Origin of the sequence: Pseudomonas viridiflava (assembly GCF_001642795.1) — a bacterium.
GTDB lineage: Bacteria > Pseudomonadota > Gammaproteobacteria > Pseudomonadales > Pseudomonadaceae > Aquipseudomonas > Aquipseudomonas viridiflava.
Genome location: NZ_LKEH01000027.1, coordinates 110,852 through 131,166 on the forward strand (window position 1 = coordinate 110,852; position 20,315 = coordinate 131,166).

General features: G+C 60.4%; 18 protein-coding genes and 2 riboswitches. Of the genes, 13 read left to right on the forward strand and 5 right to left on the reverse strand.

The window, feature by feature from the left end; genetic code table 11:
* Positions 1–14 precede the first annotated feature (14 nt).
* The 7 genes from AO065_RS15775 to AO065_RS15805 are packed head-to-tail and all read left to right on the forward strand — an operon-like array spanning position 15 to position 8,822.
* Entirely contained in the window at positions 15–1,172 is a 1,158-nt protein-coding gene (locus tag AO065_RS15775) for a type VI secretion system-associated FHA domain protein (RefSeq protein ID WP_004886585.1), read from the forward strand.
* Positions 1,173–1,187: 15 nt separating this feature from the next.
* Positions 1,188–1,676: a type VI secretion system lipoprotein TssJ gene (gene tssJ / locus AO065_RS15780; RefSeq protein WP_032652146.1), complete on the forward strand. Its 489-nt coding sequence runs from the start codon at positions 1,188–1,190 to the stop codon at positions 1,674–1,676.
* A gap of 2 nt (positions 1,677–1,678) precedes the next feature.
* Positions 1,679–3,010, forward strand: coding sequence for a type VI secretion system baseplate subunit TssK (gene tssK / locus AO065_RS15785; protein WP_004886581.1), 1,332 nt, complete (start codon positions 1,679–1,681; stop codon positions 3,008–3,010).
* The gene (icmH, locus tag AO065_RS15790; protein WP_004886580.1) at positions 3,010–3,897 is read left to right on the forward strand and encodes a type IVB secretion system protein IcmH/DotU; all 888 of its coding nucleotides are present in this window, start codon (positions 3,010–3,012) and stop codon (positions 3,895–3,897) included. Before tssK ends, icmH begins: the two co-directional genes overlap by 1 nt.
* Positions 3,894–7,400, forward strand: coding sequence for a type VI secretion system membrane subunit TssM (tssM, locus tag AO065_RS15795; RefSeq protein WP_004886578.1), 3,507 nt, complete (start codon positions 3,894–3,896; stop codon positions 7,398–7,400). Before icmH ends, tssM begins: the two co-directional genes overlap by 4 nt.
* Before the next feature lie 32 nt (positions 7,401–7,432).
* Complete coding sequence (locus tag AO065_RS26705) at positions 7,433–8,305, forward strand: serine/threonine-protein kinase (protein WP_155500410.1); 873 nt, start codon at positions 7,433–7,435, stop codon at positions 8,303–8,305.
* Between the two features lie 58 nt (positions 8,306–8,363).
* The gene (locus AO065_RS15805; RefSeq protein WP_004886573.1) at positions 8,364–8,822 is read left to right on the forward strand and encodes a GNAT family N-acetyltransferase; all 459 of its coding nucleotides are present in this window, start codon (positions 8,364–8,366) and stop codon (positions 8,820–8,822) included.
* Between the two features lie 22 nt (positions 8,823–8,844).
* On the opposite strand, the gene AO065_RS15810 is transcribed toward AO065_RS15805, so the two are convergent.
* Positions 8,845–9,303 (reverse strand): metallophosphoesterase family protein, encoded by a 459-nt coding sequence (locus AO065_RS15810; protein WP_004886571.1) that lies wholly within the window; start codon positions 9,301–9,303, stop codon positions 8,845–8,847.
* Positions 9,304–9,464: 161 nt separating this feature from the next.
* Between AO065_RS15810 and AO065_RS15815 the strand changes: the two genes are divergently transcribed.
* Complete coding sequence (locus AO065_RS15815; RefSeq protein ID WP_004886569.1) at positions 9,465–10,304, forward strand: TauD/TfdA dioxygenase family protein; 840 nt, start codon at positions 9,465–9,467, stop codon at positions 10,302–10,304.
* Positions 10,305–10,467: 163 nt separating this feature from the next.
* A complete protein-coding gene (locus AO065_RS15820) occupies positions 10,468–10,737 on the forward strand; it encodes a hypothetical protein (RefSeq protein WP_050562202.1) in 270 nt (89 codons plus the stop codon).
* On the opposite strand, the gene cobM is transcribed toward AO065_RS15820, so the two are convergent.
* The 4 genes from cobM to AO065_RS15840 are packed head-to-tail and all read right to left on the reverse strand — an operon-like array spanning position 10,727 to position 12,850.
* Positions 10,727–11,473, reverse strand: a complete 747-nt coding sequence (cobM, locus tag AO065_RS15825; protein ID WP_004886564.1) for a precorrin-4 C(11)-methyltransferase — start codon at positions 11,471–11,473, stop codon at positions 10,727–10,729. The genes AO065_RS15820 and cobM overlap by 11 nt on opposite strands.
* A gap of 31 nt (positions 11,474–11,504) precedes the next feature.
* Positions 11,505–11,954: a cobalamin biosynthesis protein gene (locus AO065_RS15830; protein WP_004886563.1), complete on the reverse strand. Its 450-nt coding sequence runs from the start codon at positions 11,952–11,954 to the stop codon at positions 11,505–11,507.
* On the reverse strand, positions 11,932–12,654 hold the full coding sequence (locus tag AO065_RS15835; RefSeq protein ID WP_004886561.1) for a CbtA family protein: 723 nt from the start codon (positions 12,652–12,654) through the stop codon (positions 11,932–11,934). Before AO065_RS15835 ends, AO065_RS15830 begins: the two co-directional genes overlap by 23 nt.
* 10 nt (positions 12,655–12,664) lie before the next feature.
* Positions 12,665–12,850 carry a CbtB domain-containing protein gene (locus AO065_RS15840; RefSeq protein ID WP_004886559.1) on the reverse strand — a complete coding sequence of 62 codons (186 nt, stop codon included), beginning with the start codon at positions 12,848–12,850 and terminating at the stop codon, positions 12,665–12,667.
* 100 nt (positions 12,851–12,950) lie between these two features.
* Positions 12,951–13,161, reverse strand: a riboswitch (cobalamin riboswitch).
* A 58-nt stretch (positions 13,162–13,219) separates the two neighbouring features.
* Positions 13,220–13,443: riboswitch (cobalamin riboswitch) on the forward strand.
* Positions 13,444–13,553: 110 nt separating this feature from the next.
* Between AO065_RS15840 and cobW the strand changes: the two genes are divergently transcribed.
* From cobW to AO065_RS15860, 4 genes are all read left to right on the forward strand, one after another.
* The gene (gene cobW, locus AO065_RS15845) at positions 13,554–14,615 is read left to right on the forward strand and encodes a cobalamin biosynthesis protein CobW (protein ID WP_004886558.1); all 1,062 of its coding nucleotides are present in this window, start codon (positions 13,554–13,556) and stop codon (positions 14,613–14,615) included.
* 3 nt (positions 14,616–14,618) lie between these two features.
* Positions 14,619–18,383, forward strand: coding sequence for a cobaltochelatase subunit CobN (gene cobN / locus AO065_RS15850; protein ID WP_004886557.1), 3,765 nt, complete (start codon positions 14,619–14,621; stop codon positions 18,381–18,383).
* Positions 18,383–19,417, forward strand: coding sequence for a magnesium chelatase ATPase subunit I (locus tag AO065_RS15855; protein ID WP_004886555.1), 1,035 nt, complete (start codon positions 18,383–18,385; stop codon positions 19,415–19,417). The genes cobN and AO065_RS15855 overlap by 1 nt, the downstream gene beginning before the upstream one ends.
* A 122-nt stretch (positions 19,418–19,539) precedes the next feature.
* Entirely contained in the window at positions 19,540–20,085 is a 546-nt protein-coding gene (locus AO065_RS15860; RefSeq protein ID WP_080597988.1) for a vWA domain-containing protein, read from the forward strand.
* Positions 20,086–20,315 lie beyond the last annotated feature (230 nt).

The window sequence follows — 20,315 nt, forward strand, 5'->3', positions numbered from 1 at the left end:
AGAGAGACAGGTTGATGGAACTGGTGTTGGAAGTAATCAACACGCCGGAACTCAAGGAGGGGTGCTCACAATCGTGGCGCTTCAAACAGAGCGGTGGTGTTTTGGGGCGCAGCTCCGAGTGTGAGTGGCGCATTGAAGATCAGTCGTTTTATGTGTCCAGGCAACATGCGCGCGTCAGTCATGACGACAACGCGTTCTACCTGACAGATATCAGTCGCAACGGCATTCTGCTGAATGGTGTTGAAGCCATTGCTGCCGGAGAAAAGCGACGTGTCGAGCATGGCGATACTTATCGAATGGGAGGTCTGGACCTGCGAGCTTGTCTGGTCGGCCCCCGAAACGTACGAGCCAACCCGGCAGCCCACTCATCGGATGCCGGATATCCGGTTTTCGCTGAACTCGATCCACTCGCCGCATGGCAGACAAGTGATGGAAACCACTATCTGTCCAATGATCTTTCATCCCCGATGGAGGAGCGGGGCGGGTCTTCAGGCGTTGATCCCTATGTGTCTTCAGATCGCGAGCAGTTGTTGCTGCCGGAGTTGGTACCTGTGCCGCTGCCTGCTGCGCGGTGTTATCCGAGAAGCGCCGATGACACGGCCGGCTTTTTCCGACAGCGGCTTGCCGAAGCGCTCGATGTGGACATGAGCGGCGTCGACTCGACGGCGTGCGAGGCGCTGGCGATAGAGGTGGCTCGGCTGTTCAAACAATGCATTGATGGCCTGGAGCACGGTGCATCGACTCGCAATGAGCTCGAGTCTGAATTGGGTGCCTGCCATCCCGAGGCCGGATCCGGCAGGGAACGCACGGTCGATTCGGTGGATGCTGGCCTGATCATCCAGCAGCTTTTGCAACGTCAATCCGGGCAGGCGTCCCGGATGATCTCCCGATCATTTCGAGCTTCCCGGTCCCATCAGGTTGCTCTTCTCGCGGGTTGTCGGGCTATGGCGCGCTCGGCCCTGGAGCATTTCTCTCCGCAAAGGCTGCACTGGCAGTTCGAACATGAAGACAAGCCTTGGCTACGTACGGCCGGGAACCGATGGCGCGCCTATGTTCGTCACCATCGCACCCTTGCTCAGGACGATCAGTGGACCACGGAACTCTGGAACCGGGATTTTCTGAAGGCGTACGACGAACATATCCGCCTGATCAACACCCTTTACCCGAACTGACTGAGATAAACCTGAATGCCTATGTATTACGCCAGGCCATTGATCCTGGCCGCGCTCATGTCGCTGGGCGGTTGCTCGGCGCTGTCGCCTTATTCCACACAAACCCGGCTGGAGATCAGTCTGACCGGTAGCGATCGACTCAATCCCGACCTCAATGGCCGACCATCACCGACCGTCCTGCGGCTGATGGAGCTGAAGCATCCCGCGACGTTTCAGAGCGTGGATTTCTTTTCCCTCTACGAACGCGCCAGAGACGTGCTCGCGCAGGATCTGGTCGCGACGGAGGAACTTGAGTTGCGACCTGGCGAGCGCGTTGATCTGAAGCTGAAGTTTCAACCCGGCAGTACTTATGTCGGGGTGCTGGCTGCGTATCGCGATCTGCCTGAGGCTCGATGGCGTTACGTGATCCAGTTGACCCCCGAAGCGCTGACGCGCGCCGAATTCACTCTGGATGAAGCCGGGTTGCATCGCAGTGACGAAACCGTTTCAAGGGCAGGGAGTTAATCATGAACGCTCATAAGGTTATCTGGCAGGAAGGCATGCTTTTGCGCCCTCAGCACTTTCAGCATAACGATCGATACCACGATCAGCAGATGAGGCTGTGCACGCAACTGACCGGCATCCATATGTGGGGCTTCAAAGCGGTTGAAATCAATCAGCAGTTTCTGGGCTCCGGTCAGATTGTTCTCAATCAGGCATCGGGTGTCCTGCCGGACGGCACCTTTTTCGATTTGGGTGACAGGGAAAAACCGTTGGCACTGGAGATACCGCCAAACACGGCCAACACTGCCGTCTATCTGGCGTTGCCACTGGTAACGGGTAACTGCATCGAGGCTCGTAGTTCCGAAGAGCCGGATGTGGTTGCGCGATTTACCGCCTACGCCACGGAGGTCGCCGATTCGAACGCCGGAGAAGATGCCCGCACCGAAATACTCTGCGCCCGGCCAGAATTTCAGTTGCTGCTTGGGGATCAGAAAACCGAGCACGCTTACGTGAAGCTCAAGCTGTGTCAGGTGCTGGTCAGCACGCCTGACAAGGCCATCAGACTCGACGCCGGATTTGTCCCTTCTTTCATCAATGCGGGCGGGTCGGCTTATCTGATGTCGTGCTTGAAAGAAGTCGTGAGCCTGCTTGAAAACAGAGGCAACGCCATCGCCGGACGTATTCGCTCCAACGGTCAGACAGGCAGCGCCGAGGTCGGTGATTTCATGATGCTGCAACTGATCAATCGTACGGAGCTGGTGCTTCGGCACTACCTGACCCTTCAGGACGTTCACCCCGAGCCCCTCTATCGCGCGCTTCTGGCGTTGCTGGGCGAGCTGTCGACCTTTGGCGCCGAAAGCAAGCGCCCGTTGCTGGACAGTCAGTATCAGCACAGCGATCAGGGCGCAACGTTCGGCAAGGTGATGATTGCGATTCGACAGGTGTTGTCGATGGTTCTTGAACAGCACGCGATTGAGCTGGAGTTACAAGTCCGCCAGTACGGCGTACTGGTTTCCCCGCGTGTGGATCGCCAACTGTTGGGCTCAGCCTCGTTCGTGCTCGCTGCCCGGGCGCAATGTGATGCTGAAGAGCTGCGTCACAGGTTGCCCGCCCACCTGAAGGTCGGCTCGGTCGAAAGTATCCGCGAGCTGGTCAGTCTGCATCTGCCGGGTATGCGTCTCAGGCCTTTGCCAGTGGCGCCGCGTCAGATCCCGTTTCATTCGAACAGAACCTATTTCAGCCTGGAGCTCAACGAGAAGGAGCAGGCGCAAGTGGATACGTCAGGTGGTTTCGCCTTCCATGTTTCAGGGGATTTCGCCGGGCTTGAACTGCAATTCTGGGCGGTCAGAAACTGATGGTCAGGGATATGCACGGCCATAACGATAACCCGACCCGCCTGCACGGTAAGCGCCCAGGTAACCGCACTCACGAGAGGCTTACTGACGCCGCTGAACGTCATCCTTTCGAAAGCCTTCAGGAACGATTGACCTACAGTGCCCGGCTGGCGCCCGAAGAGCGTGTGGACTTTCATATCAACCCGTTGATCGCTGCTGCAAGTGATCTGCTGTCACACCTTTCCAGGCTTGCCGCTGCACCTGAAGAAGGGGACATCCGCCCTTTGAACAGAACGCTGATCGGGCAGGTGAAGCTGTTCGAGGCCCATGCCGGCCATCACGCGATAGAGCACGACCAGATGCTGGCTGCACGTTACGTGCTGTGTACGGTGCTGGACGAGGCTGTCCTGACCACTGCCTGGGGCAGTGCGAGTAATTGGTCGACCATGAGTCTGCTGAGTCATTTCCATCAGGAGACGTTTGGCGGCGAGAAGTTTTTCCAGTTGCTGGAGAGACTGGGCAGTAACCCAGCCAAACACCTGCACCTGCTGGAACTGATGTACCTCTGTCTGGCCCTGGGATTCAAGGGCAAGTACCGAGTCACCCTGCGCGCAAATGACGAGCTGGACGATATTCGCGACGGCCTCTACCGACAGATACGTCAACTAAGAGGTGAGGTACCCATGATGCTTTCGCCTCATTGGCGTGGCTCGCAGGAAGATTCCCTGGAGCCTCCACGGCTCGTGCCGTCGTGGCTGGTCGTCATCTTCACGCTGATGACGCTGGCGGTGATGTATTCGGGCTTTGCGTGGGTGTTGGGCAAGCAGCGCGAGACAGTCCTCAAGCCTTATCAGTTCGTTGATTCAGTGGCGCTTGAGCGTCAGTCGCAAAACCGGGGAACCCGATGAAGATGTTCTGGAAAAAGCTGTTGTCCGTGCTAGGCAAGACCTGGGTCTGGTCGTTGTTGCTGGTGGTCGTCCTGAGCGCCCTGGTCTGGCTATTCGGGCCTTTGTTCGCGGTGGCTGAACTCAGGATTCTGGAAGGCGCGACGTCGCGTCTGCTGGTGGCCATCACGCTGTTGCTTGGCTGGGGGCTGGCAATGGTCTTCGTCGGATGGCGTGCTGGCAAACGCGATGAAAAACAACAGGCCAACGACACAGAAAGGGAGCGCGTGCTTGAGGGCATCGCGATCGACAAGGAGTCTCGGGAACTGACCCTCCGGTTCAAGGATGCCGTAAGGTTGATCAGCCGTTCGAGTCTTTACGACGGGCGCGGCGAGTCCGCCCGTCAGGAGTTGCCCTGGTACCTGATGATAGGCCCGGAAGGCAGCGGCAAGACCAGCTTGCTGGATTTTTCCGGGCTCGACTTCCCGTTGAACAAGGTGCAGCGCAAGCTCACACGCGATACCAGAAGCACGAGCTGTTGTGACTGGTACCTGACTGATCAGGCGGTGATCATGGATACCGCCGGCCGTTACCTGAGCCAGAAGCGGTCAGAAGTTGACGGCAGCGCGTGGCACACATTGTTGTCATTGTTGCGCGAGAGACGACGCGCGCGTCCGCTCAGTGGCGTGCTGGTCACTCTGCCAGTCGAGCTGCTGATCGAGGACAAGTCAAGCCAACTGGAATCGGTTGCCGAGACCGTTCGAGCGCGTCTGGACGAGATCCATCGTCAACTGAGCATTGAGGTTCCCGTCTATCTCGTGCTGACCAAGACGGACGCAGTAGAAGGCTTTGATGAGTTCTTCGATCAGTTGTCCCGCGAGGAAAGCCGACAGGTACTGGGCTCGACGTTCGGCAAGGGCGAGCGGGGCACCGACATCGATGTTGTCGGCAAGGCATTCGACTCGTTGTTGCAAAGGTTAAGCAGCCAGGTTATCACGCGACTTCATCAGGAACGCGACATTCAGCGCCGCGGGCGCATGCTTGAATTTCCCGCCCAGTTGGGACGTATCGCCCATAGTCTGAAGATATTTGTCGAACTGGCTTTTTCGGGAAATCGCTACCAGCGCGCCAGCCATCTGCGCGGTTTTTACCTCACCCGTGCGCCTCACATGGTCGATCAGGCCAAGCCTTCGCAAGAGCAGGCGGCGCAGGATCACGACAGCATCGGTCTGCCTTTGCGGCATGTCGGACGCCCGCGGTTTATCCATGATCTGCTGGCACGGGTCATCTTTCCCGAGTCCAGGCTGGCGATGCTCGACAAGGACGTGCGTCGACAGCTCGATTGGCGACAGCGCGCGGTGTTCGGTGGCGCTGTTCTCTCGGTCGCTTTAGCAGGCTTGGTCTGGTCAATCGGATTCAACACCAACCACGACCGCCTTGAAACACTTCGTCTTACCGCACAACAATTGGTCAAGCAGCGCTCGCAGATAGCGCCACAGGATGACGTTCTGACGGTGCTTGATGCTTTGAACACTCATTACCAGGCCACCCGGGTGTTCCCCGATACCGCAGATCTATCCTTGTACGAGCGCAACGGCTTGTATCAGGGCCCGGCCGCCAACGAGGCGTTGCTGGCCGGTTACCATGCACAACTGCAGCGCTTGTTGTTACCCCGTCTTGCAGGATTGCTTGAAGCACAGATGCAAGCGTCCACTTCCGATCGCGACCAGTTGCTGGGCAGCTTGCGCGCCTATCTGATGCTTACCCGCCAGGAGCGACGGGACCGTGCCTGGCTGAGGGAGTGGATCGCTGCTGACTGGACGATACGCTATGCCGCTCATGCCCAGGCACAGCGTCAGTTGAATGAACATGTGCAGCGTTTGCTGGATCTGCCGTTTGACTACCCCGGCAACGCCGAGCTGGTAGCACAGACTCGGCAGGTGTTGCGCAATGAGTCTCTGGCCAATGTGATTTACCGCGTGCTGCGTGAGAAGGCGCGCACGCTTCCTGAGTACAGCCTGGCTCAGCGAATCGGTCCGCAGCAGATAGCGCTGACAGGCACTGACTATCGTATTCCCGGCTTTTATACCCGGCATGGTTATCAGCAATATTTTGTGGTTCAGGGCTCGGCAGTGGTCAGCGACATCCTGCGCGACAATTGGGTGCTGGGCGAGAGCGCAGCGCTTGGTACGGCGGACTTGCGACGGTTGATGGTCGAACTGGAGCAGCTTTATTTCCGCGACTATGCCAATCACTGGTCCGAAGCGGTCGGCAAGACGTCGCTGCAGCCCTTTGAAGGGCCGAAGCCGGGGGCGTTGCAGATTGCCGGTCTGAGCGCAGCCAACTCGCCGCTGGTGCAGTTGCTGGTCGAAGTCCGGGAAAATACCCGCTTTGCGACCGTGGCCGAGAGCGTCGATAAACTGTCAATCCAGGACAAGACAGGTGCTATTGGCAAGGCTGTTTCAACCGTGGGAGGTCAGGCGCAGCAAGCGCTTGCCGATAGCCTGCCCGACGCTTCGAAGAAGGCGCTGCAACGTCGCTTCGATCCGTTGCATCGGCTACTGGACGAAGAAAATGCTCCCGGTCCTGATCTGATGTCCGTGTTCAGTGCACTGGATGACGTTCAGCGGCAAATGGCGACATTGGGCCGCTCTGGTCAGCCTGAACTGGCCGCATTCGAGATGGCACGAGGCCGCATGGGCGGGCAGCGAGACGCGTTGAGCAATCTGCGTAATACGTCGGCATCGCTGCCGCAGCCTGTGGCCGGCTGGTTCAACGGCCTGGCGGAAGATGCCTGGAGCTATGTCTTGCATCAGTCGTATCAGTACGTCAACCAGCGCTACAAGGACGAGTTGTACAGCTTTTACGGCCAGGCCCTCGACAAGCGTTATCCGTTTTACGCTCACAGTCACAGCGACGTTGCGATCAGCGATTTCCGCGAGTTCTTCAAATCCCAGGGGCTCGCTGACCGCTTCTTCAACAGTTACCTTAAGCCTTTTGTCAGCGGCGAGCCTGGGCACTACCGCTTGCGCAGCATCGATGGCTACAGCCTGCCAATGAGCCGGGCGTATCTTGATCAGATGTCTGTGGTGCACGCCATACGCAACAGTTTTTTCGCGGGAAGCGCTCAGGAACCCCAGGTGCAGTTCAAGCTGGAGCCTTACACACTGGACCCGAATGTCAGCCGCGCCGAGTTTCGTCTGGGCAACCAGTCGATGGAGTATCGTCATGGCCCCATCGTACCCGTGGCTTTCACATGGCCGACCGAGATCGAGAATGGCCGGGCCAGTCTGGTCATGGAGCGCATGGCAGATCGCCCGATTGGTATCGAGAAGAACACCGGTCCGTGGTCATTGTTCCGCCTGCTGGATCTGATGCAGACCGAACCACTCAAGGGACGTGACGTTCTGGTGCTCAAAGCCGATGTCGGCGGGATGCGAGCCAACTATCTGCTGTTGAGCCAGCGTTCTGCAAACCCCTTCGATATGTCGGCGTTGCGAGGGTTGCGCATGCCTGCACAGCTTTGAAACCCCGAGAGGCGCAAGACAGGCTCCCCGATGTGCTCTCACGCCGCTACAGAATCGAGCGTTTGCTTGGCTCTGGCGGCATGGGAGTCGTCTATCAGGCCCGCGACCTGCTGCATGAACTGATGGGCGAGCCTGATCCATGCATCGCAATCAAGGTGCTCAATGATGACCTGGCGACGGCACGGGACGCCGATGCGCTGCTTTACAGCGAGTTTGCCCTGACACGGCGACTTCATCATCCGCACATCGTTCGTTCTTATGCATTTGGCGTGGACGACGAATGCAGCCGAGCCTTCATGACGCTTGAATTCATGCGCGGTGTGCGCCTTGATCGAGTGCTCAATGAAAATCCCGGAGGATTGCCCTGGGCGCAGGCGAGGGAAATCGCAACAGCGCTGCTGGACGCCCTGACATATGTTCACCAAAAAGGCGTGCTGCATGGGGATGTGAAGCCCGAAAACATCATGCTCACCGAGCGGGGCTTGCGACTTTTTGACTTCGGCCTCGGGCAGCCCGTTGACGGCGTGCTCACCGGACTGCCGCAGCTGAACCGACAACACTTGCAGCCCTGGACACCTCGTTATGCGGCGCCTGAGGTGCGTGACGGTGGCCCACTCACGACACAAGCCGATGTTTACGCAGTTGCACGAGTGCTTTACGAAATGGCGGCAGGAAGAAAAGCACTCATGGATGTAAGCGACCTCCAGTCCTGCCCGGTTAGCGGGGCTTCATCGTTGCGAAAACCCGAAGGTTTGCCGTCCGCCTGCTGGTCTGAACTCCGTGTGGCGCTGATGGCTGATATCCGTGAAAGAACAATAAGCGCCCGCCAGTTACTCGACGTCTATCAGAGCGCGTCGAATCGGCGGTTTTGGCGATGGGGTCGAGCAATGATTACCCATAAATGACCCCCGACGACTAGGGTTAGTCCGTAGATCACACTTCATCCAACCTCAAGGAGCACGCATGCACCGTCTGGACTGGCTCGTCGACCACATGGAACACAGCGACATGATGGCGCTGTGGCTGCATCGGCAGTTCAACTACGAGTTTGCGCAGCAATCGCTGGCCGACTGGGAGGAAGAGTTTGCCGAGGGGCAGTACAACAATGAGTGGAAATGTCTCATCGCGATCGAGGACGGGCAGTTGCTGGGTGGCGCAGCGTTTGCCGATAACGATCTATCTGACCGACCCGAGCTCGGACCTTGGCTAGCGTGCGTGTTCGTCAGGTCGGAAGCTCGGGGCAGGGGACTTGCAGCCGAGTTGATCGAAAGCATTTGCAGCCATGCCAAACGGAGTGGCGTAGACCGGTTGTACCTGCACACGCACGATCAGCAAGCTTATTACGCCAAGCGTGGCTGGCATTTGCAGGAACGCTTTGATGCCTGGGGTATGGCGCAGTGGTTGATGTTTCGCGATCTGTAAAAGCCGAAGCATCTGAAGTCGCCTAATCGAGTAATCTCACCAGCTGCGGCTCCAGCGAAGGCCCCTGCACATCGAGCAACGCAAGCGTCACCGGCAGTTTGAAACGACGCCGTCCCGCACTGCCGGGGTTGATGTACAACCGCTCCCCGCGCCATTCAATAAGCGGTTTATGCGAATGCCCGGTGACTACGATCCGCGTGCGCTCATCAAGCAGGGCAGGCACATCGGCGATGTCGTGTACCAGCAATATCTGCCAGCCGCTTAGTTCGAAAATCAGGTGATCGGCAATCTCGCTCGCCCAGGGCGAATCCACGTCGTTGTTGCCACGCACAATGTGCAGCGGGGCGATGGCCTTGAGCTGCTCGACGATCTCTGCGCTGCCAATGTCTCCGGCGTGGATGATCTGCTCGCAGCCTTGGAGCGCGGTGACCGCTTCCGGGCGGAGCAAACCGTGAGTATCGGAAATGATGCCGATTTTCATGAGGGCCTCTTGGCGGGAGCTGAACCATTGGGACAGCTTTAATCGGCAAGCGTGCCTGTGAGTTGGCACCGTCACGACTTAATGCCGTCATCACAAATGAGCGCTTGCGTGACAATTTTCATAAGCGTACCGTAAGGTTCACTTATGAAGAGGGTCGCATCATGTTAGCCACTTCGAAAACGCGTCTGCTTCACGAGCCGATCAAGCCTGTCATCGGCACCCGGATTCTCAATACCAAAGAGGAGCTGCTGAGCGGCGAGCTTGCGGACGAGATTCGCGGTTTGCTGGAGCAGCGGGGCGTGCTGGTTTTTCCGCGAATCGGTTTCAGCGATGCCGAGCAGATCGCGTTCACCCGCACATTGGGCGCGTTTTCGGCGGAAGCCAGCGACGGTCAGAATGTCACCAAAATTACGCTGGATGCCAAGGTGAACCCGTCGGGTGCCGAGTTTCTGAAGGGTTCGCTGTATTGGCACATCGACGGCACCAGCAGTGATGTGCCCATCCTGGCCTCGCTTCTGGCCTGCAAGGTGACGGCGACCTGGGGTGGCAATACCGGGTTTTGCAATACCTATGCGGCGTATGAGGCGTTGTCTGCGGCGGACAAGCTGCGCTATGCAGGCATGCGTGTCGTGCACGCGCCCTGGTCGTCGCTGTTTTACTACAATCCTGAGCCGAGTCTGGCGACGCTCAAGGTCATGCAGGCCATTGGCGAGAAAGAGCTGCCGCTGGTGTGGACGCATCGCTCAGGTCGCAAATCGCTGATTCTGGGCTGCACGGCGCAGCAGGTGGCAGGCGTCAGCCGGGCCGAGAGCGCAGGGATTCTGGTCGAACTGCGTGAGTGGGCGACGGGTGATTCGTTCAGCTACAGCCACGAATGGCAGGTGGGTGATCTGGTGATCTGGGACAACACGGGCACCCTGCATCGTGCCGAGGCGTATGACCCGGAATGCGGGCGTTTGATGCATCGCACCAAGCTGCAAGGCGAGGAACCGTTTGAATGAGCCCGACTGTGATGTTGTTCGAAAACAGACTCATGTGTACATTTACGCATTGACTCACACCATGCGTTCACATGTTCGCGACATTCGGGCGCTTATGCTCGGTCAGTCATTGGTGTAACGAGCCGTTATCAGTCGGCTGGAGGAAAGACCCATGTGCGGATCCATGCGCGGTACCAAGGAACCCATCGCAGGTGTGTTCGTATTGCTGTTGCTGGCTGCAGGAGGCTGGGCGGCGCAAGAGCCTTTTCCCCACTTTGGCAGCGATATCACGCCCGATACGCAGGTGAATGAAAAGGTCCGTACACAGCCGGTTCAGTCACGTCAGCTGCCACCGGACAATCTGCGTCGTTTCAGTAACGCCGGATCCACGCCTGACTATGTCCATGCCGTTGCCAGCGCCCGCTGTTCGCCGAGTTCTGTCGCTAAGGCCTGAACAAATGGGCATGACCTGCCCGATACAGTGATGATTCGCTGAACGTATCGTTTGCCAGCACGCGTCCTACCAGTATCAACGCGGTGCGCCGGAACCCTTTGGCCTGCACCTTTTCTTCGATGTCCACCAGCGTGCCCTGTACCCAGTCCTGATCCGGCCAGCTGGCGCGATGCACCACGGCAATCGGGCAGTCCGCGCCATAATGCGGTATGAGCTCTTCGATGATCCGGTGCAGATTGTTGACCCCCAGATGAATCGCCATGGTGGCCCGATGCTGCGCAAGGCTGGCCAGTTCTTCGCCGGGCGGCATTGAAGTCTTGTCGGCGTAGCGGGTCAGGATCACGCTTTGCGAGATGTCCGGCAGGGTGAGTTCTGTGCCGAGCAACGCCGCGCAGGCGGCCGTTGCGGTGACGCCAGGGATGATTTCAAAGGGAATGCCCAGCTCGCGCAAATGACGGATCTGCTCGCCGATGGCGCCATACAGGCTTGGATCACCCGAATGCACGCGTGCCACGTCCTGGCCTTGCGCATGGGCGGTCTTGATCAGGTCGATGATCTGTTCCAGGTGCAGCTCGGCGCTGTTGACCACCTGCATAGCCTGATTGCCCTCCAGCACCGCGACGGGCACCAGCGAGCCTGCGTAGATGATGACAGGGCAAGTGCGAATCAGGCGCTGGCCCTTGACGGTGATCAGCTCCGGGTCGCCGGGGCCTGCGCCGATGAAAAAAACGGTCAAGGGAATCTCCTGAAGTGAGTCATTGCCGGAATTATCCGCCGGTTGCGGGGCTGGTTGCCAAGGCAAATGTGGCGTGGGTGCTTTTCTGGCGTTCGATCACCAGTCCGGCAGAGCCATCACCCAGTTGCGCCGCAAGAGCCAGCGCCGAACCTTCGGCGACGCCGTGGCAGCCGGTGTGTTGCAGCACATTCGCCGAGCGATGGGTGAGGTGAAGATCCCAGTACACCAGTTGCGCCGCGTTGAAGAACACCAGCGGCACGGCCAGTTGTCGCGCCAGTGCCAGCAGGCCGGGCTCTTCGCTTTTCAGGTCGATGGAGGCCAGCGCGGTGATGTCGCTCATGTCGAGTCCGTGCGCATTGAGATGGCGCTCCAGCAGTTCATGCAACTGCAGGGCAGAGCAACCGCGCCGACACCCCAAGCCCGCGACAATGACTGAAGCGGGCAGGGCGTTCGTCTGCTCAGGCCGGGTACGGTTCGGCATGCTGCAGATCGGCGTTGTTGCGGCGGAACAGCCAGGCGCTGATCAGGCCCAATGCTACCCAGAACACGGCATTGGTCAGCAGCGAAGCGATGATGAACTGCGATTCAAGTGCTTCAGGCGCGAGACTCTCATGAACCAGCGGCTGCGGTGCGCCGATCACATGAGGCGCAACCAGAATGGCAACGCCCAGCACTTTGAGCAGCAGGTTCTGACCGAAGATCAGCAGCGCGAGGCCAGCAGCGGTAGAGGCTGCGGTGCCAATCCACCAGAACTGACGCTGACTGAGTTCGGCGGCTGCGGTGCCCGGCAGTTCCGGTGGCAGGCCAAGGGTTGGAGCCAGCACGAAGACGGCGAAACCGGCCAGTCCCCATCCGGCGCCCTGAAGCGGGCTGCCCGGTGCGCGCAAGGTATAGAGCCCGGCAAGCATCAGCGCAAAACCGACCGCGACCACCAGATTGCCACCGGTGGTGGACAGCACGCGCTGCCAGCCGTTTTCCGGTTCCCAGGCGGCTTCGTCATGTTCGTGACTGTGCTCGGCCGCAACGCCGCCAGCCTGTTCATGCACGTGTTCGGCAGGTGCGTTTTCGTAAGTCTCGGCCTGTTGGATCAACGGGACGACCCAAAAGCTTTGCAGCAGGGTCAGCAGCAGCGCTGCGAGCAGGCCGGTGAAGCCTGCGGTGTAGGCGATTCGCTTGAACATTGTGTTGTCCTCAATGACAAGGGAAGGCGGCGCTGTGGCGAGTGTCGTGTGCCGCGTTGTGCACGGCGGCGATGTGCGAGAACCCGGCAAAGTACACAAGGCATGCGCCCAGCAGCGCGGCACTGATGGCGGCGGTGAGGCGTTGTGTGCGGGAGGAGCTGGATGTGGCCGAATGGCTGCTGCTGATGGTCGTCATGGCGTTCCCTCTGGAGACGTGGGCAAAAGCGGGCCATGCGCACAGATACCCGCTGACGAACGTCAGAGGTTTCAACGGCGCCCGCCCACCGCGGGTGTGTCATTTGCAAACGTAGCGGGCCGGTCTCCGGGCTCGCGAGGGGGCGTGACAGCACTGTCCGTCCTTCGAAGTCACCTTCCCATGCCTGAGCACAGTGGATCTGACTTCCTCTCGCTTACCGTTGCGGGGGCAGCACCGGACTTGCTCAGCGATCTGAGCGCACCGGTTTCCCGTTTCACCCCGTGAGGGGCACCCGTAACAAGGCGCACAGGAGACCACGCGTAGCGGGGGATCGTCAATCTCAGCGATTGACCTGCCAGCGGTCACTGCGTAGCCTTGCCGGTTCGAGGTTCTTCGCTTGCAGCCCAGTGCGCAAGCACAGCTAAGACGGGAATGCGGTCAATGCCGCAGCTGCCCCCGCAACTGTAAACGGTCATGTTCATCGCACAGCCACTGCCCAGGCGGGAAGGCGCGATGAGCGCGCGTTGGCAAGGCCCGAAAGCCTGCAATGTGCTGCCGTAAGCCAGGAGACCTGCCTCGAACCGGGCCAAGGCCTGCGAATTCTCACTACAACCGGGCGGGGTGATCCGGTGGCGATCTGATCCGTGTGCGTCGCACGCGGCTCTCGTCCTGTTTGCCCGCCGCATCGCCACAAGGGCATCTGATGAAAACACTGGCCAAGCTTCCCGTCACCATCGTCACCGGCTTCCTGGGGTCGGGCAAGACCACCCTGCTGCGGCACATGCTCGACAACGCCGAAGGGCGTCGTATTGCCGTGATCGTCAACGAATTCGGCGAGCTGGGCATCGACGGCGAAATCCTCAAGCAGTGCACCATCGGCTGTACCGAAGAGGAAGCCAATGGTCGTGTCTACGAGCTGGCCAATGGCTGCCTGTGCTGCACCGTTCAGGAAGAGTTCTTCCCGGTGATGCGCGAGCTGGTCGCCCGTCGTGGCGATCTTGATCACATCCTGATCGAAACCAGCGGGCTTGCACTGCCAAAGCCCTTGGTTCAAGCCTTCCAGTGGCCGGAAATCCGTAACGCCTGCACGGTCGATGCGGTCATCACCGTCGTCGACAGCCCGGCGGTACTGGCGGGCACTTTTGCGGCCTTCCCGGATCAGGTCGATGCCCAGCGCAAGCTGGACCCGAACCTGGACCACGAATCGCCCCTGCACGAGCTGTTCGCCGATCAACTGGCCAGTGCCGATCTGGTGATCCTCAACAAGGCCGACATGATAGACGCTGACGGTCTTGCCAGGGTTCGCGCCGAAGTCGCTGAAGAACTGCCGCCTGCCGTCAAGGTGATCGAGGCCAGCAGTGGCCGCCTGCCGATCAGCGTCTTGCTGGGTGTCGGTGCCGAATCCGAAGTCCACATCGACGGTCGCAAGACGCACCATGACCATCATGACGGTGAAGACGATGATCACGATCACGACGCCTTCGATTCGATCTCCATCAAGCTGCCACAGGCCGATGAAGCAGTATTGCTCAAGGCGCTGACCCAACTGGTCGTGCAGCACGGCATCCTGCGGGTCAAAGGCTTCGCGGCGATTCCCGGCAAGCCGATGCGCCTGCTGATCCAGGGCGTGGGCACACGTTTCGACAAGCATTTCGACCGTGCCTGGCGCACCGACGAAGAGCGCCTGACCAATCTGGTGCTGATCGGCCAGGAACTGGACGCCGCCGCGCTGGAAGCTCAACTCAACGCCGCGATCGCAGGCTGACCCATGCACCTGCTGAGAACCCAGCCCGGCGGTTTCGTACCCGACGACAGCATCGCTGACCTGGGGCAGACCCCGGCCGATCTGGTGATTCTCTGCAGCGGCGATTCGAGCCTCGCGCTGCTCGCCGAAGCGGCCCGGCAGTTGCCGGAGGACTACCCCAGCCTGCGTCTGGCCAACCCGATGCAGGTGCAGAATCACGCGTCGGTCGACCTGTACGTCGACGACGTGCTGCGTCACGCCAAGGTCATCCTGCTGTCGTTGCATGGCGGCATCGGCTACTGGCGCTACGGCGTCGAGCGGTTGATGGAGCTGGCCGCGCAGGGCGTCACGGTGATTATGGTGCCGGGTTGTGACCGGCATGATCCGGAACTGATCGACCTGAGCACCGTTGCAGCAGCCGACTGCAACCGCCTGTGGCAGTTCCTGCGTCAGGGCGGCCTGCAGAATGCGCTGGACCTTTATAGCTGCATCGCCAGCACCTGGCTGGCACGCGATTATTCATGGGCCGAACCCCAGCCACTGCCACGCACCGCTATTTATCATCCGAAGCGGGCAACTGCCGGATTGGCGGACTGGCAGGCTGACTGGCGCAACGATCAGCCTGTTGCAGCGCTGCTGTTCTATCGTTCGCACCTGCAGGCCGCCAACACCGGGTTCATCGACGAGTTCTGCGAGCGATTACAGGCACAGGGTCTCAACCCTTTGCCGATCGCCGTCGCCAGCCTCAAGGAGGCTGGCTGCTTCACGCAGGTAGAAGACTGGCTGGATGAGGGCGGAGTCGAGCTGATCCTCAATACCACCGGCTTTGCCCAGTCGAGCCCTGAAACGCCGCATCTGCGGCCGTTTCGGCGCGATGTACCGGTGATCCAGGCCATCTGTGCGCAAGACAACGAGCCTGCCTGGAGTGCCAGTGCACAAGGCCTGGGCGCCCGCGATCTGGCAATGCACATCGCGTTGCCGGAGCTCGACGGACGCATCATCAGTCGCCCTATCAGTTTCAAGGACCTGGCATGGCGCAGCGAGCGCAGTCAGTCTGATGTGGTCTGTTACCGGGCGCATCCCGAGCGCATGGACTTCGTTGCCCAACTGGCACGACGCTGGATTCTGCTGGCGCGCCTGCCCAACGCCGATAAGCGTGTGGCGCTGATTCTGGCCAACTATCCCACTCGCGACGGCCGAATCGGCAACGGCGTCGGGCTGGACACGCCCGCCGCCGCGCTGAATATCCTGCGCGCCATGCAGGCCGAGGGCTATCCGCTGGCCGAGCTGCCTGACAGCGGCACCGAACTCATTCATCAATTGCTCGGCGGCGTGACCAACGATCTGGACAGCATCGATCAGCGTCCATGTCAGCAGAGCATGGCGCTGGATGAGTACCTTGAAGCCTTCAATGCATTGCCGCAGGCCAACCGTGACGCGGTGAACGCCCGCTGGGGCGCGCCGGATGCCGATCCCATGTTTCGCAGCGGCCGGATGATGATCGCAGGCCTGCGCTTTGGTCTGACCTTCGTCGGCATCCAGCCGGCCCGTGGCTATCAGGTCGATCCAAGCGCGGTCTATCACGACCCGGATCTGGTGCCGCCGCATGGCTATCTCGCGTTTTATTTCTGGCTGCGCAAGGCGTATGGCGCCGATGCAGTAGTGCACGTCGGCAAACACGGCAACCTGGAGTGGCTGCCCGGCAAGGGCGTCGGCCTGTCCGAGAATTGCTGGCCGGATGCTGTGCTGGGCCCGATGCCGAACATCTATCCGTTCATCGTCAACGATCCGGGCGAGGGTGCACAGGCCAAGCGTCGTACGCAGGCCGTGATCATCGACCACTTGATGCCGCCGCTGACCCGCGCCGAAACTTATGGCCCGTTGCGCAATCTGGAGCTGCTGGCGGACGAGTATTACGAAGCGCAGCTGCTTGATCCTCGCCGCGCCCGCGAGCTGCAGCGTGACATTCTGAATCTGGTTCGCGAAACGCAGATCGACCGTGAGCTGGCGCTGGACGAGACGACCGACAGCGATGCCGACGCAGCAATCTGGCTGCCGCGTCTGGACACCTATCTCTGTGATTTGAAGGAATCGCAGATCCGCGATGGCCTGCATATATTTGGTCAGTCACCTGAAGGACGTTTACGCACCGACACGCTGCTGGCCCTGTTGCGTATTCCCCGTGGCGATGGCCGTGGTGCTCAGTCGAGTCTGTTGCGGGCGTTGAGCAAGGCATTCGATCTGGGCTTCGACCCACTGGACTGCGAACTTGCCGAACCCTGGCAAGGGCCGCGTCCGACCGAGTTGCTGGGCTTGAGCACTGACCCGTGGCGCACGGCTGGCGACGCGCGTGAGCGCCTTGAGCTTTACGCAGCTGCCCTTATCGAGCGCATCTGCGACGGTCAGGACGTGACGGATTTGCCGGAGCATGCCGACCTGGCACTGATCCTCGACAGCCTGCGGGAAGTGGTCGCCCCACGCCTCGATGCCTGCGGCCCCGGAGAAATGCAGGGCATGCTGGATGCACTGAGCGGCCGCTTCGTGCCTGCCGGGCCCAGCGGTGCACCCAGTCGCGGGCGGCTGGATGTATTGCCAACCGGGCGCAATTTCTTCAGCGTCGACGTACGTAACCTGCCGACCACCACCGCGTGGCGGATTGGTTTCCAGTCGGCGAACCTGCTGCTGGAGCGCCATCTTCAGGATCACGGCGACCACTTGCGGCAGCTGGGTCTTTCGGTCTGGGGTACGGCGACCATGCGCACTGGCGGCGACGACATTGCGCAAGCCATGGCACTGATGGGCGTGCGTCCGGTCTGGGCGACGGGCAGCCAGCGTGTCGATGACTTCGAGATTCTGCCGATCAGTCTGTTGGACCGCCCGCGCGTGGACGTGACGCTGAGGGTTTCCGGCTTCTTTCGCGATGCCTTTGCCAACCTGATTCGTCTGTTCGACGCGGCCGTGCAGGCTGTTGCGGCGCTGGACGAGCCGGATGATCTGAACCCGATTGCCGCCCGGGTACGTGAAGAACGAGCGAGTTTCATCGCTGAAGGTCTGAGCGAGGACGAAGCGGTACGTCAGGCTGGGTGGCGGATCTTCGGTGCCAAGCCCGGCGCTTATGGCGCGGGCGTTCAGGGCGCCATCGATGGACGCTTGTGGCAAAGCCGCGAAGATCTGGCCGAGGTTTATCTGAATTGGGGCGGTTATGCCTATGGCGGCTCCGACGAGGGTACGCCCGCCCGGCAGCGCTTCGCTCAGCGCCTGTCTCAGGTGCAGGCCGTGGTACAGAATCAGGACAACCGCGAGCACGATCTGCTCGATTCCAACGATTACTACCAGTTTCAGGGTGGCATGCTGGCCGCCGCCGAAACCCTCAGCGGCGTGAAAACGGCCAGCTACCATGGCGACCACAGCCAGCCGGACCTGCCGAAGATCCGCACCTTGAAGGAAGAGCTGAATCGCGTGATCCGCTCGCGGGCAGCCAACCCGAAGTGGATCGACGGCGTCAAACGTCACGGCTATAAAGGCGCGTTCGAAATGGCCGCGACGGTGGACTTCCTGTTCGCCTTCGATGCGACGACCGAGCTGATCGATGATCACCAGTACGCACTGTTGGCCGATGCCTACCTGCTTGATCCGTCGACTCGTGAATTCATCGAGCAGCACAACCCCGATGCCTTGCGTGACATGACCGAGCGCATGCTCGAAGCGCAGCAACGCGGCCTCTGGCAGGAACCGGGCGATTATCAGCAAGCCCTGGAAGACCTGCTGCTGGATATAGAAGAGAAGTGATGACCTTGTCTGACTCAAGCCTTGCCAATACGCCACATTTTCCACTGGCCGCCGTCGTGGGCGCCGATGACCTTAAGCTGGCGCTGTGCCTGACCGCGATTGATCCGCGCATCGGTGGCGTCTTGATCGAAGGTCCGCGAGGCATGGCCAAATCGACCCTGGCGCGCGGACTGGCGGATCTGCTCGCCAGCGGGCAGTTCGTGACGCTGCCACTGGGCGCGACCGAAGAACGGCTGGTCGGGACGCTGGACCTGGATGCCGCGCTGTCCGAAAGCCGTGCGCGTTTCTCGCCCGGCGTACTGGCCAAGGCTGACGGCGGCGTGCTGTATGTCGATGAGGTTAATCTGCTGGCCGATCATCTGGTCGATCTGCTGCTGGATGTCGCTGCCAGCGGCGTCAACCTGGTGGAGCGTGATGGCATTTCCCATCGTCATGCCGCCCGTTTCGTGTTGATCGGCACCATGAATCCGGAAGAGGGCGAACTGCGTCCGCAACTGCTGGACCGTTTCGGCCTCAACGTCGCTCTCAGCGGACAGACGCTGCCTGCCGAGCGCAGCCAGATCATCCGCAGACGTCTGGATTTCGATGCCGATCCGCATGCGTTCGGCGCGCAGTGGCAACTCGAGCAGGATGCATTGAAACAGCGTTGCGAGCAGGCCCGTTCGCGGCTGGCCGGTATCGAACTGGATGACGCGTCGTTGGCGTTGATCACCGAACGCTGTTTCGCAGCAGGTGTTGACGGCATGCGTGCTGATCTGGTCTGGCTGCGTGCCGCACGGGCACATGCAGCCTGGCGCGGCGTCGCGCAGATTGAAGAGCAGGACATTGATGCCGTGGCCGAGTTTGCGCTGCGCCATCGCCGTCGCGAACAGTCGCCGCCTCCACCAACACAGCAATCGCCTGAAACGCCGCCTTCCGGTTCATCGCAGAAGCAGGATGACTCAGGCGGGCAGGGCAGTTGGGGTGAGCTACCGGCTCAGGCAGTGCCTACCGGCTCACGTCGCGAAGTGCCGAGCTGGCCAAAAAAGCCTTAGGCATCCGCCCCAAGCGCTCCAAGGAGGCGGATGCCGTGCCCCGGCCGGGTCGACTTGCTTCGGGGAGGACAGGCGCGTCAAGAGCAGGTTCGGACGGCCCGGTGCAATGGCTGCCTACCCTGATGAAAGGTCGTCCGAAAAAGGCCAGCGATCTGGTTCGCCAGCCGCGTAGCAGTCGCCCCAGTGAGCTGTTGCTGGTGATTGTCGATGCGTCTGCATCGACGAAGCGGCATCAGGCGCTCAGCCAGGCCAAGGGCGTGCTGTCTCAGCTATTTGACGATGCCTATCGCAGCCGCACCCGTCTGGCCTTGCTCACGGCCAGTGGCCACGCGCCGAGCTGGCAGCATCAGGGTTTGAAAGCATCGTCGGCGCTGAGTCCGTGGCTGAGTGCGCTGGGGGCAGGGGGCGGAACGCCACTGCCGCAAGCTTTGGAAGAAGCCCGACTCTGGCTGACGAAACGCAGCAAGCGCTACCCGTCTGAACAGCAGCGGGTGCTGGTGCTGACCGATGGCAGGCTCAAGCAACTGCCTGCGCTGCTGGCCTTCGAGTGCGCGAGTCTGTTGATCGATATGGAAAAAGGCCCGATCCGGCTGGGGAGAGCGCGGGAACTGGCGCGCGGCCTGGGGGCGGAGTATCGGCATATTGATGAGCTTGGCTCAGTCGAATGACGCTCAGAATTGACTCAAGTGAAGCGCTCTGCTCACTGAGTCAGTGTCATTTGTGGCGCGGAGCGTCATGGTGTGCCTGCCCATGCGGAGCGCTCATCGCTCCCACTCTGCGCTCATCGTTATACACAAGTCATCTGGCTATCCGGTGAGACAGCGGCCCTGCCGTGCTTTTTTACGCGATAGTGCGGACACCGCCGATTGCGACGTGGGTGAAGGCTGAGTTCTGGCGC

What these genes read in the sequence shown, in the direction of transcription:
- AO065_RS15835 (WP_004886561.1), bottom strand. Translation starts at nt 12,654, where the DNA reads ATGTTCAAGCGAATCGCCTACACCGCAGGCTTCACCGGCCTGCTCGCA.
- icmH (WP_004886580.1), top strand. Translation starts at nt 3,010, where the DNA reads ATGGTCAGGGATATGCACGGCCATAACGATAACCCGACCCGCCTGCAC.
- AO065_RS15830 (WP_004886563.1), bottom strand. Translation starts at nt 11,954, where the DNA reads ATGCCGAACCGTACCCGGCCTGAGCAGACGAACGCCCTGCCCGCTTCA.
- AO065_RS15805 (WP_004886573.1), top strand. Translation starts at nt 8,364, where the DNA reads ATGCACCGTCTGGACTGGCTCGTCGACCACATGGAACACAGCGACATG.
- AO065_RS15815 (WP_004886569.1), top strand. Translation starts at nt 9,465, where the DNA reads ATGTTAGCCACTTCGAAAACGCGTCTGCTTCACGAGCCGATCAAGCCT.
- tssM (WP_004886578.1), top strand. Translation starts at nt 3,894, where the DNA reads ATGAAGATGTTCTGGAAAAAGCTGTTGTCCGTGCTAGGCAAGACCTGG.
- AO065_RS15840 (WP_004886559.1), bottom strand. Translation starts at nt 12,850, where the DNA reads ATGACGACCATCAGCAGCAGCCATTCGGCCACATCCAGCTCCTCCCGC.
- cobW (WP_004886558.1), top strand. Translation starts at nt 13,554, where the DNA reads ATGAAAACACTGGCCAAGCTTCCCGTCACCATCGTCACCGGCTTCCTG.
- tssK (WP_004886581.1), top strand. Translation starts at nt 1,679, where the DNA reads ATGAACGCTCATAAGGTTATCTGGCAGGAAGGCATGCTTTTGCGCCCT.
- AO065_RS15855 (WP_004886555.1), top strand. Translation starts at nt 18,383, where the DNA reads ATGACCTTGTCTGACTCAAGCCTTGCCAATACGCCACATTTTCCACTG.
- cobN (WP_004886557.1), top strand. Translation starts at nt 14,619, where the DNA reads ATGCACCTGCTGAGAACCCAGCCCGGCGGTTTCGTACCCGACGACAGC.
- AO065_RS15860 (WP_080597988.1), top strand. Translation starts at nt 19,540, where the DNA reads ATGAAAGGTCGTCCGAAAAAGGCCAGCGATCTGGTTCGCCAGCCGCGT.
- AO065_RS15775 (WP_004886585.1), top strand. Translation starts at nt 15, where the DNA reads ATGGAACTGGTGTTGGAAGTAATCAACACGCCGGAACTCAAGGAGGGG.
- tssJ (WP_032652146.1), top strand. Translation starts at nt 1,188, where the DNA reads ATGCCTATGTATTACGCCAGGCCATTGATCCTGGCCGCGCTCATGTCG.
- AO065_RS15820 (WP_050562202.1), top strand. Translation starts at nt 10,468, where the DNA reads ATGCGCGGTACCAAGGAACCCATCGCAGGTGTGTTCGTATTGCTGTTG.
- AO065_RS15810 (WP_004886571.1), bottom strand. Translation starts at nt 9,303, where the DNA reads ATGAAAATCGGCATCATTTCCGATACTCACGGTTTGCTCCGCCCGGAA.